This window comes from Pradoshia sp. Z6_59 (genome assembly GCF_058267515.1).
Genome location: NZ_JBZCPP010000005.1, coordinates 79695 through 93675, shown reverse-complemented (window position 1 = coordinate 93675; position 13981 = coordinate 79695). Strand labels below are relative to the sequence as shown.

Annotated in this window: 10 protein-coding genes and 1 riboswitch; of the genes, 3 read left to right on the top strand and 7 right to left on the bottom strand. The window is 37.7% G+C overall.

Features of this window, described 5'->3' with window-relative positions; genetic code table 11:
- Nucleotides 1-34: 34 nt before the first annotated feature.
- From AC4D4B_RS07145 to AC4D4B_RS07120, 6 genes are all read right to left on the bottom strand, one after another.
- Complete coding sequence (locus AC4D4B_RS07145; protein ID WP_490999604.1) at nucleotides 35-817, bottom strand: carbon-nitrogen family hydrolase; 783 nt, start codon at nucleotides 815-817, stop codon at nucleotides 35-37.
- A 143-nt stretch (nucleotides 818-960) separates the two neighbouring features.
- Nucleotides 961-1989 carry a UDP-glucose 4-epimerase GalE gene (galE, locus tag AC4D4B_RS07140; protein ID WP_490995126.1) on the bottom strand — a complete coding sequence of 343 codons (1029 nt, stop codon included), beginning with the start codon at nucleotides 1987-1989 and terminating at the stop codon, nucleotides 961-963.
- A gap of 176 nt (nucleotides 1990-2165) precedes the next feature.
- Nucleotides 2166-3374, bottom strand: coding sequence for a M20 family metallopeptidase (locus AC4D4B_RS07135; protein ID WP_490999533.1), 1209 nt, complete (start codon nucleotides 3372-3374; stop codon nucleotides 2166-2168).
- A gap of 56 nt (nucleotides 3375-3430) precedes the next feature.
- Nucleotides 3431-4300 carry a MetQ/NlpA family ABC transporter substrate-binding protein gene (locus AC4D4B_RS07130; protein WP_490995128.1) on the bottom strand — a complete coding sequence of 290 codons (870 nt, stop codon included), beginning with the start codon at nucleotides 4298-4300 and terminating at the stop codon, nucleotides 3431-3433.
- 20 nt (nucleotides 4301-4320) lie between these two features.
- Nucleotides 4321-4971: a methionine ABC transporter permease gene (locus AC4D4B_RS07125; protein WP_490995209.1), complete on the bottom strand. Its 651-nt coding sequence runs from the start codon at nucleotides 4969-4971 to the stop codon at nucleotides 4321-4323.
- Between the two features lie 17 nt (nucleotides 4972-4988).
- The gene (locus AC4D4B_RS07120) at nucleotides 4989-6008 is read right to left on the bottom strand and encodes a methionine ABC transporter ATP-binding protein (protein ID WP_490999532.1); all 1020 of its coding nucleotides are present in this window, start codon (nucleotides 6006-6008) and stop codon (nucleotides 4989-4991) included.
- Between the two features lie 122 nt (nucleotides 6009-6130).
- A riboswitch (SAM riboswitch) is annotated at nucleotides 6131-6242 on the bottom strand.
- Between the two features lie 229 nt (nucleotides 6243-6471).
- On the opposite strand from AC4D4B_RS07120, the gene AC4D4B_RS07115 reads away from it, so the two are divergent.
- The 3 genes from AC4D4B_RS07115 (at nucleotide 6472) to AC4D4B_RS07105 (ending at nucleotide 11009) form a co-directional block, all read left to right on the top strand.
- Nucleotides 6472-8154 carry a YrzE family protein gene (locus AC4D4B_RS07115; protein ID WP_490999531.1) on the top strand — a complete coding sequence of 561 codons (1683 nt, stop codon included), beginning with the start codon at nucleotides 6472-6474 and terminating at the stop codon, nucleotides 8152-8154.
- A gap of 694 nt (nucleotides 8155-8848) precedes the next feature.
- A complete protein-coding gene (locus tag AC4D4B_RS07110) occupies nucleotides 8849-10294 on the top strand; it encodes an amino acid ABC transporter substrate-binding protein/permease (protein WP_490995131.1) in 1446 nt (481 codons plus the stop codon).
- The gene (locus AC4D4B_RS07105; protein ID WP_490999530.1) at nucleotides 10281-11009 is read left to right on the top strand and encodes an amino acid ABC transporter ATP-binding protein; all 729 of its coding nucleotides are present in this window, start codon (nucleotides 10281-10283) and stop codon (nucleotides 11007-11009) included. The genes AC4D4B_RS07110 and AC4D4B_RS07105 overlap by 14 nt, the downstream gene beginning before the upstream one ends.
- Before the next feature lie 604 nt (nucleotides 11010-11613).
- Here the strand turns inward: AC4D4B_RS07105 and AC4D4B_RS07100 are convergent.
- Nucleotides 11614-13788 (bottom strand): bifunctional glycosyltransferase/CDP-glycerol:glycerophosphate glycerophosphotransferase, encoded by a 2175-nt coding sequence (locus AC4D4B_RS07100; protein WP_490999529.1) that lies wholly within the window; start codon nucleotides 13786-13788, stop codon nucleotides 11614-11616.
- Between the last annotated feature and the right edge of the window lie 193 nt (nucleotides 13789-13981).

Genomic DNA, 13981 nt, shown 5'->3' with positions numbered 1-13981 from the left:
TTAAGAAGCCTCCTTTTTATTGTATGTCTGATCCTTACTTTCCTCTATTATATAAATCCTCTCTTCGGTCCTCAAAAGCGGAGATGCGCGTTCGTACCTGATCGACTTCCTGTATGTTTAAATCTGCATAAAGGATAGACTCTACTGTAGAACCAATTGCAATTGTTTCGCCCCATGGATTGATGACCATGGAAATCCCACCGAATGTATTATTAGGATCATTTCCGACTCGGTTGACAGCTATAATGAAAAGCTGGTTTTCTATGGCTCTTGCCTTCAATAGCGTTACCCAATGATCTACTCTTGCTTCCGGCCATTCTGCCACTACGAATATAATCTTTGCTCCCGCCAAAGCATGTTTTCTTACCCATTCGGGAAAGCGGATATCGTAGCAAATCAAGCCCCCGCTCAAGTTTCCATCCATCTTAAATAAATTCTCTTTTTGTCCCGCTATAAGATATTGATGTTCATCCATTACGTTAAAGAGATGAACTTTATCATACTCAGATATGACCTCTCCAAAGCGGTTGAATACATACATTCTATTAAAATACCCTTTGGAGGTTTTCACAGATACAGAGCCGCCAACAATATTAACATTGTACTTTAAGGCCAGTGAGGAAAGCAGCTTAATCGTTTCCTTTCCTTCAAAATCAGCAAGTTCCCCCAGCTGTTGCAGTGCATAGCCTGTATTCCACATTTCAGGCAGCACAATACAATCCGCACCATTATCAGCCGCCTCAGTGATAGACTCTGTTACATGCTTAAAATTTTCTATTGGCTTTCCATACTCGATATCCATTTGTACACAGGCGATTTTCAGGTGGCTTCCCCCTCTCTCTTCTATTAAATAGGTTATTTCAATACATGGCTGATAGCAACTTTGATGCTATCTGTTTACCCAATATGTAATAAAAATGGAATCGAGCTTTATCATCGACTCCATCATCCAATTCTTCACTAAGAATTTATAATTGTCTGTTCATAACCATTCGGATTTTGCCTTTGCCATTTCCATGAATCTGTGCACATATCCGTCAGACTCTTTTCTGCTTTCCAAACCAGTACCTTTGCGGCCTTTGCGACATCAGCATAACTAACAGCCACATCACCGGGCCTACGTTCCACTAAATCGTAAGGGATTTTCCTTCCGCTAACACTTGCGAACGCATCCACCAGGTCCAGGACACTGTATCCTTTTCCTGTCCCAAGGTTAAATGCTTCTACTCCGGATCTACCCTGCAGATATTCCAATGCCTTCAAATGGCCCTTCACTAAATCAACTACATGGATATAGTCGCGTACACCGGTACCATCATGAGTTTCATAATCGCTGCCAAAAACGGATAATTTATCTCTTTTTCCAATGGCAACCTGTGTGATATACGGCATTAAATTATTGGGAATGCCATTTGGATTCTCACCGATTCTTCCTGATTCATGAGCACCTATAGGGTTGAAGTACCTCAGCAAAGCGATACTCCATGCTGGATCGGAAACATGCAAATCACACAGGATTTCCTCTATCATTAATTTTGAACGGCCATATGGATTGGTTGCTGATAATGAAAAGGACTCATCAATCGGTACCCGATCCGGCATACCATATACAGTGGCAGAAGAGCTGAATACCAGCCTCTTTACCTGATGCTTCGCCATAACTTCGCATAGTCTGATGGTACCCGTCACATTATTTTCATAATATTTCAGAGGCATCGAAATAGACTCACCTACTGCTTTTAAACCGGCAAAATGGATAACTGAATCAATATCATATTTTGCAAACAATTGGTCAACAGCTTCCTTATCTACTAAATCTATATTATAGAATGGAAAGTTCTTACCAGCTAACTCTTTCACTCTTTCAATTGCTTCCACATGACTATTGAAGAAATTATCCAGCACTACAATATCATAACCCGCTTTTAAGAATTCAACTGCCGCATGGCTGCCTATATAACCGGCACCACCTGTAATGAGTATGGCCATCCATGATCCACTCCCCTGTTTCATCCGATTGGTAATCAGAAACATGCATATGCTAATTTTACCTTATTTAGGATTATGTGGTATTTAATTTCTTTATGAATTAAAAATATCAAAAGAAGAACAGGGTAGTGGATACTCACAATTTATATTGTCGTGAGTCGATTTTTAGGCTTGTTTTAGAAATCACCTGTTTTAGCTTTAAGGAATTCATCCTTAATCTTTTGCAGTAAAAACTGATCTGTCAGAAGGCGATAACCTGTATTAGCCAAGGCTTTTGCACCAGTAATGACAGCTTGGTCTCCCAACTCTGATATAGCACATTCTCTAAACTCTTCTGTGTGGGCTATTAAATCATTCGGGCCAATTTTGATATAAGGATGAGCTGTCGGAACAACATGGCTTACATTTCCTGCATCTGTTGAACCGGATGCATTCCGCGTACCTTGCACAACATCCTCACCTAGAGCTGCCAGTTCTTCTCGTAGTACCTCATCAAGAGCCGTGTTCAGAACGAAATCATGAACTTCATTTTGAAATCTTTCTATTTTCACATTAGCTCCGGTTGCCAACGCCGCACCTTTAGCAATCTGACTAATCCTTTCCGATATTTCCTCACAACTTTTCCAGGTTGACGCTCTAATATAGAATCTTGCAGAGGCATAATCAGGAATGATATTAGGCGCATCTCCTCCATTTGGAATAATGCCATGAACCCTTATATCTGTCGGCAGCTGCTGTCTCAATGCGCCAATCCCATTAAATAATTGGATGACCGCATCAAGTGCATTAATCCCTTCCTCTGGTGCTGCTGCAGCATGCGCCGGTTTCCCATAAAAATGAAAATCAAGGGGATTAACAGCCAAGAAAGGCTGAGTTGTTCTCGTTTGACCAGAAGGATGAATGATAATAGCTGCATCCACACCGTCAAACAGTTGATGCTTTACATAACTGCCCTTCGCACTTCCATTTTGTCCCCCTTCTTCTGCCGGGGTACCGTAAACAAGTACCGTTCCCCCTATTTCCTCGAGTACTAAACCAAGCGAAATTCCAGCTGCTACACTGGTGATACCAATGATATTATGGCCGCACGCATGGCCAAGACCAGGAAGCGCATCATACTCGGCAAGAAAAGCTATCGTAGGTCCCGGCTTTGAGGATGACTTCCTCGCTATAAATCCAGTTTCATGGCCAGCAATATCCTGTGTTACCTCAAAGCCCGCATCAATTAATACCTTGGTCAGTGTTTCAGATGCAAAGAATTCCTCATTCCCTATTTCTGGATTTTCATGAATTTGGTGGCTTATATTTATATATTTGTTTTTCTGCTGATCTATATATTCATTGATAATATCTTTATGAAAAATGCGACCTTCGTTTTTAATCATTGCTCTGCCTCCAATCTCTCTAATAATCTTATACCTATGTTAGTATCCGAAGTAATTCATTGATCGACTGCCGGGCTGGTCCAGGCATCCTGATAATTAACCAATTCTTCTATTGAAACAAAAGCCGGAATGGTATTCCCTTTAAATGTTTTAAGGATAAAATCCTCCACTTCCTCGGAATGATAAATATCTGCCAGTTTTTTTAGCTCTGCGCGGTCTTTATCCCCCTTTTTTACAGCGATAATATTAATATATGGTTTGGCCGTTGCACTTTCATGGAACAAGGCATCCTTTAATGTCAATCCTGCTTCAACCGCAAAGTTATTGTTAATAATCGATGCATCTACATCTTCAAGAAAACGCGGTGTATTCCCGGCAGCCACCAGTTCGAGTTTAATATTTTTTGGATTGGATTTAATTTTTTCCAAAGAACCTATTCCATCAAAATTATCTGTCAGTGTAATAAAGCCAGCCTCCTGCAAAAGAAGCAGCGCCCGGCCAAGGTTTGTACCTTCATTAGGAACAGCAATTTTAGCCCCATCAGGCAATTCCTTTAACTCCTTATGCTTATTTGAATAGATCCCCATTGGCGCAATAACAGTAGAGCTGAGTGGCTCAAGATCTAACTTTCTCTCCTCCACTTGTTCTTCAAAATAAGAGATTGTTTGGAATGCATTAGCGTCCACTTCGCCATCATTTAGAGCTGTATTCGGCAAAATATAATCACTGAACTTTACAAGCTCTATATTGAGCCCCTTCTCCTTAGCAAGATCAGCAATATAATCCCATATTCTTGTGTCCCCGCTGCTCACTCCAACCTTAATGGTGGAGCTGCCCTCTTTTGCACTGCCTTTTGAATCGCTCCCACATGCTGCTGTTACGACAGTACATGCAATTATTAAAATAGTAAGAAATAGTTTTTTCATTTTGTCCATCCCCTTCTTTATCATCGTCTTCTTATTTTTCTAGCGAGCATATTGCCTATGGATTGTAAAAGCTGCACAATGATCACCAGTGCTGCAACAGTTACAATCATGGTGTTAGTGTCGAATCTCTGATAACCATAGGTGAGGGCGAGATCTCCAACCCCTCCAGCACCAACTGCCCCTGCCATTGCTGAGGCTCCAACCAGTCCAATAGTCGCTGTTGTAAAGGTTAAAACAAGAGAGCTAAGCCCCTCGGGTATTAAAAACCGAAAAATAATCTGCCATTCAGTCGCGCCCATTGACTGAGCTGCTTCAATAATTCCCTTATCAACTTCCAATAATGAATTTTCAACCAATCTGGCAATATAAGGACCTGCATAAAATACAAGCGGTACAATGGCGGCATTCGTTCCAATCGCCGATCCAACAACCAATCGTGTAAATGGAATCAAAGCCACCAATAAAATAATGAAGGGAACCGAGCGTAAAATATTAATGATTGGGTTCAATATATTAAACACCCACTTATTCTCCAGAATGTGACCCTTTCTCGTTATGACGAGTAAAATCCCTAAAGGCAATCCAATCACGGCCGCGAATAGTAAGGAGAAGAAAACCATATAGAGTGTGTCACTGAATCCAATCAGTAACTGTTCAAGTGTAATTTCCATTCCTAAAAGCTGTTCATTCATGATAGCTTAACCTCCTGCAAGAGCACATCCTCACTCTCTATGTATTGGATCGCCTTCTTTATTTCTTCTGTTTCACCGATGACCTCAACGATTAAATTCCCAAAAGGGGTTTCCTGTATTTCAGAAATATTGGCAGAAAGAACACTTAAATGGACATCAAAACTTTTCGCCACTGTTGAAAGTAGATGCTTGCCAGACGAAGATCCCAAAAAATTAAGTTTCCAAACTGCTGGTTTATTCTCCTTTAAGGATTTCAAAAAGCTCTGCGGAATCTCGTCGTGAATGACTGTTCTAACAAACCGCTTGGCAACCTCAGTGGTTGGCTTGGAAAAAATATCAAGAACAGGACCCTGCTCAACAACCCTCCCATTTTCCATGACAGCGACCTTATTGCATATCTCTTTAATCACCGACATTTCATGTGTAATAAGCAAAATTGTTATATTGTATTCTCGGTTTATTTTTTTCAATAGCTCTAAAACATCCCTTGTCGTCTGCGGATCCAATGCCGATGTAGCTTCGTCACATAGCAGGATAGATGGGTTCGTGGCCAGAGCTCTCGCAATTCCAACCCTCTGCTTCTGTCCACCTGACAATTCATCCGGGTAACTTCGACCCTTAGCTGATAACCCCACGAACTCCAGTAATTCTCGAACTCTATTTTGAATCGTTTCTTTACGAACGCCGGATAGTATCAATGGAATCGCTACATTATCAAATACCGTCTTAGATTGAAGTAAATTGAAATGTTGAAAGATCATCCCGATTTTCTTTTTCTCTGCCCTTAATTCCTTTGCTTTGAGACTGGCAAACGATTTACCATTCACAAGGACCTCCCCCTCAGTAGGCCGTTCAAGCATATTAACTAAACGCAAAAGTGTACTTTTCCCGGCCCCGCTGTATCCTACCACTCCAAAAATATCCCCTTTTTCAACCGTTAAATGAATGCCTCTCAGAGCATCTACGCTTTGACCATTTGCTTGATATGACTTTTTTATGTTTCGAAACTCAATCATGTTCTCTCCTCCAGGTCTAAAAAATTCGAAATGCAAAAAGCCCCTTCTGTCATTAGACAGAAGAGGCTTTGTATGAACATATACATAAAAAGACAAGTAGAAATATGTTCGCTTAAAGCTTCCTCTTATCTCTCAAACAGATGTTTGTTGGAATTAGCACAGTATTTTTACCATAGTAAAAATCCGCTGCCGAAGTATCATAGGGCCAAATCCCTCCACTTCTCTCGATAAGAATCGCTTGCTATTCAATTAAATTTGATGTTTCCAACTATATCCTATCTTGTTTAGCAATGTCAATAATAATTTATAATATTTAAAATATTTTTGATTTATAATAAAGAATACCCTAAATCAAGTTACAGCAACTAAAATTCATGAATATTTCCAATTCATGAATCATTGTGGTTAGTTATTCGTATAGGATATTAAGGGAAATTATGAAAAAAATAAGGAGGGGTACTTTGTGGGAAATATCTTCATCTATTCCATTATCATTGGGGTTATATCGGCACTTATTCTTGTGCCATTCAAAAATAATGAAAAATTACGTATCCACATGAAGGGGAAAACAAGGCTACTTGTTTTTGTCAGTTTAGCTGCATTAATCACAATTGGAGCATTTTTATTTTATTACTTCACCCTTTTGGATCAAACTATCTCCTCTCTTTGGATTTACGTCATCATACTAACTCTATTGGGTTCAATGATTGCTACGGGTATGGAGAGAACTATTAAAGGTATTTTATTTGCAGGTAGTTTGCTTGTCGGCCTCTATTTTTTAACAGCATTTCTGTTTAATGCTGATGAAAAGTATACAATAGCCAAAATGGACGTCAAAGAAGAAATACAAACATTTGATGAAAATAAAAAGCCGGCCAGCGTGCCTCCTCAATACGCCCGCAATAAAATGAAAAAAGCATTTGGCCAGGTACCAAATACGAGCTACTACGAATTAGGAAATTTGCAAATCCAAAAAGTAAATGGTGAGTATGTTTATATTGCTCCAGTCGAATTTTCAGGATTCTTCAAATGGCTGAAAGGGAAAGTAACTCCTGGATACTTTATATTAAGTGCCACAGATTCATCAGCCAACCCTAAATTTATTGAGGCAGAAATGATCTACACTCCTTCTGCATTCTTCAATAAAGAAACAGAGCGCCGTATTCGTCTACAGTACCCATCCTACATATTCTATGGGGATTCACAGCTTGAAGTAGATGATAATGGCACACCATTTTATATTCGTTCTTATGGTGATTTTGTCTCTGCCAGAAATGGCTTCCAGGTAAAAGGTGTTGTAGTGATGGATGCCAAAACTGGGAAGTCCAACTCTTATACCCTTTCTGAAGCGCCTGAATTTATTGATGGTTCGGTTGCACCAGAGGTCGTCAGTACACAAAACAGCTACTTTGGAAATTATATTCATGGATATTGGAATAGCCTGTTTGGAAAATCAGATGTTAAACTGCCTTCTGATGAGGGTACCGAGGCGAATGTAAGTCCGATCTTTGATGAAAATGGAGATATGTATTATTTCACTGATTTCACGAGTCCTAAAGAGGGCGTCGATTCTATGCTCGGCTATGCGCTCACAAATTCCAGGACGGGTAAAGCTGTCTATTATACAGGTAATATGGAGGAATCCTACATGGATTCACAGGGCGCCCTGCAAATTATCGAGAAGAAATTTATAGAAAAGAAATGGGAAGGAAAAATGCCTATCATCTATAATTTTTACGGTGAAGCCAGTTGGTTAACAGGAGTACTGGATTCAAATGGATTCCTACAAAATTATTTCATCGTATCTGCTGCCAATCCTGAAATAACAGCATACGGGTCAACACCAAATGAAGCCTTAAAGCTATACAAAACTGCTCTTCAAAAAGGCGGCGGAACGGTTAACGGCACCTCTACAAGTGTTGAGAAGAAAATTGAAGGGAAAGTTATAAGAGTTTATAAAGAAAAATCAGGTGAATATACCGTTGTTTCGTTCCTTCTGGATAATGGTCAAAGCTACAATATGTCTTCTGAAAAGGACCCTTTGATCATTTATCTGCAGGAAAATGATCAGGTATCTGTAACGTACCTGGATACAGGGGAGAACTTTTTACCTGTAAATAGTATTACAATTAAAAATTTACAATAATATATCCTTGGCGAAAATAGATCATCCTCACTCGAGGATTGATCTATTTTTTAACAACTGGACTAATTTTATTACCCATATTTAAATTATTGTTAAATATATAGTTAGAATCGTGTTGAATAGGGTAAATAAAATTAGTCATAAATACTCATAATAGGTAGTGTTTACATTCATTAAGAGGAGGGCTTTGGGGTTAAATTCTACAGATCAATACCCATACTGGATGTAGTTCCAAAAGAATTAGAGCGCAAATGGAAACAGGAATTTTTTATACTTTAGAATTCATTATTCAGAGCTAAAATTTTGCTTAAAATACACTTACATGGTTAAAGCATTTTCAGCTGTTTTCCATACATACTTAGTATAAATATGTGAGTCAGATTATTTTCACATAATGTTAGGAAGTACTTTCCATTTACAAATCTCTATATATTTTATTAGATTAAAGTAAGTATAATCCTGCTCTTTTTTTGTTTTCTCCACACTTTTTTACATCTTTTTCTTCACAACAAATAATTGGAAATCTTATAGTAATCTAATATTATTTGGTAAGTATTGATTGCCAAAAAACCGTATCTTTATATATACTCATAGAGATACATACATTCTGTTATAAGATTAAAACATCCCTTTTAAGCCGCCCCCATTGGACATAGAGGGTTTTTAAACGTTACTTATATGAAGGAGGTTCACAATGAAGAAATTTTCAAAATTCACATTTCTAATAGCAATGGCTATTGTCATGATTGCTTCATTTATATTCCCGGCTTTAAACACGAAAGCAGAAGGAAAAAAATATGAGATTGCAACAGATATTACATTTGCTCCATTTGAATTCCAGGAAACGAATGGCGAATTTGTCGGTATAGATATCGATTTACTCAATGCTATAGCTGAAAACCAAGGGTTTGAAGTAGAAATTAAGCCACTTGGATTTAATGCAGCTGTACAAGCTCTAGAGTCCAATCAAGTAGACGGCGTTATTGCCGGAATGAGTATAACTGATGAAAGAAAACTAAAATTTGATTTCTCCGATCCCTACTTCGAATCTGGTGTCGTAATGGCGGTTGCCGAGGGAAATGAAGAGATTAAATCCTATGAAGATTTAAAAGGAAAAAAGGTAGCCATTAAAACCGGTACAGAAGGTGCCAGCTTTGCAGAAAGCATAAAAGATAAATATGGTTTTAAAACAGTAACCTTTGATGATTCAGCCAATATGTATGACGACGTTAAAACAGGTAACTCTGCAGCTGTTTTTGATGATTACCCTGTTCTAGCATATGGGATTACACAAGGCAACGGATTAGAAATCGTAACTGAAAAAGAAAAAGGCGGTTCCTATGGGTTTGCTGTCGCTAAAGGACAAAATGCGGAATTGATTGAGCAATTCAATACCGGTCTTGCCAATTTGAAAGAATCAGGCGAATATCAGGTTATCATGGATAAGTACTTGAAGGCAGAAAAAAGTACGGATACTAATAACGGTTTCTTCGGCTTATTAGAATCAAGTATGCCAAGTCTGTTAAAAGGTCTTCAAATGACCCTGATTTTGACTGTCGTATCTCTTGTTATAGCATGTATCCTCGGTATTATATTTGGTCTAATGCGCGTGTCCCATCTAAAAATCTTAAGGGCAATTGGCGTCATTTACGTAGATATTTTTAGAGGAACCCCACTGATTGTTCAAGCTTTCTTTATCTATTTTGGTATTCCTGCAGCACTTGACTTCCGAATATCTGCCGTTGCTGCCGGTATCATTACACTAAGCTTAAATGCCGGTGCCTATATGGCTGAAATTGTACGCGGTGGTATCGAATCTGTTGATAAGGGACAAATGGAAGCTGCCCGAAGTCTTGGTCTTCCGTATAAAAAGGCAATGGCAAAGGTTATTCTTCCACAGGCAATCCGTCTAATGATTCCGTCTATCATTAACCAATTTATCATTACATTGAAGGATACCTCTATCCTATCCATCATTGGTATTAATGAATTGACTCAAAGCGGAAAAATCATCATCGCCAGAAATCTGGAGTCCTTCCAAATGTGGCTGATTGTAGGGTTAATATACTTTATCATTATTATGATTTTAACTAAGGTATCAAACCGTATGGAAAGGAAGATCCAAAATGGGAAAGCTTAAAGTAAAAGGATTAAAAAAATCATACGGGAAGCTGGAAGTACTAAAAGATATCAGCCTTGAGGTCAAAGAAGGCGAAGTTGTTTGCTTAATTGGCCCTTCTGGATCCGGTAAAAGTACACTGCTACGCTGCCTCAATTTACTTGAAGAAGTAAATGAAGGTGACGTAACAGTTGATGATAAACATTTAACTGATAAAAACACGGACATTAATAAAGTTAGGGAAAATATCGGAATGGTATTCCAGCATTTCAATCTCTTCCCGCATATGACTGTACTTGATAATATTACACTGGCTCCTATTGAGCTGAATAAAGCTTCAAAAGAAGAAGCAAAAAAAATCGGCTTAAAGCTATTAACTCGTGTTGGTCTTGAAGATAAGGCCAATGCCATGCCAGCTCAATTGTCCGGCGGACAGAAACAGCGTGTTGCGATTGCACGAGCTCTTGCCATGAACCCTGACATCATGCTGTTTGATGAGCCTACGAGTGCACTTGACCCCGAAATGGTCGGTGAGGTTCTGAATGTTATTAAACAGCTTGCGCAAGAGGGTATGACGATGGTAATTGTAACTCATGAAATGGGCTTTGCTCGTGAGGTAGCTGATCAGGTCATCTTTATGGATGGCGGATATGTTGTGGAAAGAGGAACACCTGAAGAAATCTTCTCCAATCCAAAAAATGAACGAACTAAGGATTTTCTTGATAAAGTTTTATAACCCGAGTTAGGGGCTGTCTCTCTTAAGTCCCTCTCTTTAAAAGAGGCTGGGACATAAGTATTTCAGTCAATGATAAATCCGAACTATTAGGTGATATTTTAATAATATTTCGCCTAATAGTTCGGATTTTTATTTGTTTTCAATAGATTGGTTACTTCTATATACCATTATTAAACTTAGTGGAATGGAGCGGAAGCCACCGACTCCTGCGGGAAGTAACGGAGGCTTAAGACCTGAGCAAGGCGCAGCCGACGAGGCTAAAGCCTTCCTCCCCACGGAAAGCGAGTGGAGTAAGCGCGCAATGGAACGAACTTTTCTTGTAACAAAGTCGATAAATTAGATATCGTTCGTCTTTTCAGGATCGTTTATAAGTTATGTCCCAGCCTCTTTTTTATTCACGTAAGCGGGCAGCCATTGGTCCATTACTTCCTATTGGACCTGTACCGCCCTAAATTATTGATAAAGATTCAGCTTTCCGCTCTAGCTCTCCCTATAAAAGCCGGATAAGCATTTAAATGTTTTTAAGACGGACATCCTCCTAAATCATCTGATACTAAACAAAGGCCTGCTTTAATGAGCAGACCATTGTATTATAATCACCTAATTATTTGAATACAGTTTCGACAACTTTACTAGAGGCAGTACCATCATCCCAGTCACAGAATTGCTCATAAAAAGCAGCATACTTTTCTTTATATTGATCCTCTACTTGATCAATATTTTGCACAGCTTCAATGATTTCATCCGTTGTTTTTAATAGCGGTCCAGGTACTTCAGATTCCATATTAATATAGAATCCCCGTAACGTATCCCGATATTTCTCCAAATCATATGTAAAGAATAAAATCGGCCTTTTGAGGTTTGCAAAATCAAAGAAAACAGAGGAATAATCTGTAATCAGAATGTCAGAAATTAAATATAGCTCAGAAATATCATCATAGTTGGAAAAATTATACACAAAGCCTTCAAGACCTTCTGTTCTAATATTCTCTGCAATTAAATAATGTAATCTTAAAGCGACAATATACTCATCACCGAGTAATTCCTGCATTTTCATTAAATCAAGCCGTAGATTAAATTTATATTTACCCTTTTCATAAAATTCGTCATCTCGCCATGTAGGTGCGTATAAAATCAATTTTTTATTCAATGGAATATTCAGTTTCTCCTTCAATATTGTTATATCCTGTTTAGTATTATGCGTATACAGTACATCATTTCTTGGATATCCAACATTCAACATCTCTTTATCAAATTGAAAAGCCCTTCTAAAGATTTCTGTTGAATATGCATTTGGAGATACTAGGTAATCCCATTTTTTTGCTTCCCTTGTGAAATTCCTTTTATACTTTACTGTGTTTGTGCCCGGCATTGAAACCTCGTCCATATCATTAGCAAGCTTTTTAAGCGGTGTGCCATGCCATGTTTGCAAATAGATGGTCTCTTCCCTTTTTTTCAGATGCAGCGGTAATCGAGCATTACTCACCCAATACTTTGCTGTTGCCAAATGATAATAATATGCTAAACTTAAACCTTTTACCTGTTTAGGGTTTCCCGGAATCTTCTTACCTGTTTCATTAAAAATCCAAATATACTGATAATCATCTTTATTATTCAGTAAATACTCATATATATATTTAGGACTATCTGAATAATTCTTTCCTAAAAAGCTCTCAAGAACTACCTTCCGTTCATTAACAGGCCATTTTGTAAAGAAATATTTGTATAGATAGATTTTCATTTTCTTTTTGCTTTTATAAGCACGTTTAAGTTCCCTGGCATGATGATGAAACCAAATCGTTCTTTTAAACGATTTAAGCTTTCTATTCCTAAGGGAATATAACTCTCTTCTGACGACAACATTTAACTTGTCTATTCTTTTCTCATCTAATTGATCTGCTGCATTTGCTAAATCCTCATAATATAAGGGAATACTTTTTGAATCTGCCAATAACAAAATCATGTTTTTTCGATAAATACTTATAAATCTACCATCTAAGAACGAACAGATTCTTGGATAATTCGAATACTCCGCCTTCAGTACGCGATAGACTTTTAAGAAGTCAGTTACCTTTTCCCCTCTCGTTCTTTGCATGATAGCTGGGTTAGTGATTGGATTATTTCTCACCCTCTTAAAATAATAGGCATCTTTAATTGTTGGAATTTTATTCATATGATCCATAATTGGCGCAATAAAAACCAAGTCTGAATAGCATTCTATATCTTCTGCAAACCTTAAATTGAGCGTTTTAATCATATCTACGCTAACCAGTCGTCTGATAATAGATAAGTCTCGAAAATGGCTCTTTACTTTTCGGAATTTAATAACTCTTTTTCCTTTTTGCAAGTGACCAGCTTCTATCAATTGGGTCTCATTAATCTCAGTATTATGCTCAATAATACTGTCTTCATATTTTCGAATCGTCTTTTTCTTTCCAGCTATTATTCGTTCATCACCTATATACTTGACCAATAATTCAATTGTATTTTCTGCTATAAAATCATCACTATCTAAAAAATACACAAACTCTCCAGTGACTTTTTGTAAGCCAATATTTCTAGCATATCCAACACCTTTTCTGCTTTGGAGTTGTATACTTGCAATCCGATCATCCATATCCTGATACTCTTTAATTATTTCATTAGACTCGTCGGTTGATCCATCATTAACAAGTATAATTTCCAGTTGTTTATATGTTTGATTAACAACCGACTGAAGACATTCCCTTAAATACTCTGCCGTATTATATATGGGAATAATAATAGATACCTTTTTCACACTAATTAAACTCCTTATTTGCGTCAATATTATGGTTTTATTAATTTAATTATCAAAATATAATATATCACACAAAATGACACTTTATTTACAAAACCATACTTATTTATCCATTATAAGTTATTAACCACTTATATTCCGTTTTATTCCATTCACTCTACTATCCATATTTTCTTTTGCTATACTGTTGTTT

Coding starts and splice junctions, on each gene's coding strand:
- AC4D4B_RS07110 (WP_490995131.1), top strand. CDS start 8,849: ATGAAGAAATTTTCAAAATTCACATTTCTAATAGCAATGGCTATTGTC.
- AC4D4B_RS07125 (WP_490995209.1), bottom strand. CDS start 4,971: ATGGAAATTACACTTGAACAGTTACTGATTGGATTCAGTGACACACTC.
- galE (WP_490995126.1), bottom strand. CDS start 1,989: ATGGCCATACTCATTACAGGTGGTGCCGGTTATATAGGCAGCCATGCG.
- AC4D4B_RS07135 (WP_490999533.1), bottom strand. CDS start 3,374: ATGATTAAAAACGAAGGTCGCATTTTTCATAAAGATATTATCAATGAA.
- AC4D4B_RS07105 (WP_490999530.1), top strand. CDS start 10,281: ATGGGAAAGCTTAAAGTAAAAGGATTAAAAAAATCATACGGGAAGCTG.
- AC4D4B_RS07130 (WP_490995128.1), bottom strand. CDS start 4,300: ATGAAAAAACTATTTCTTACTATTTTAATAATTGCATGTACTGTCGTA.
- AC4D4B_RS07120 (WP_490999532.1), bottom strand. CDS start 6,008: ATGATTGAGTTTCGAAACATAAAAAAGTCATATCAAGCAAATGGTCAA.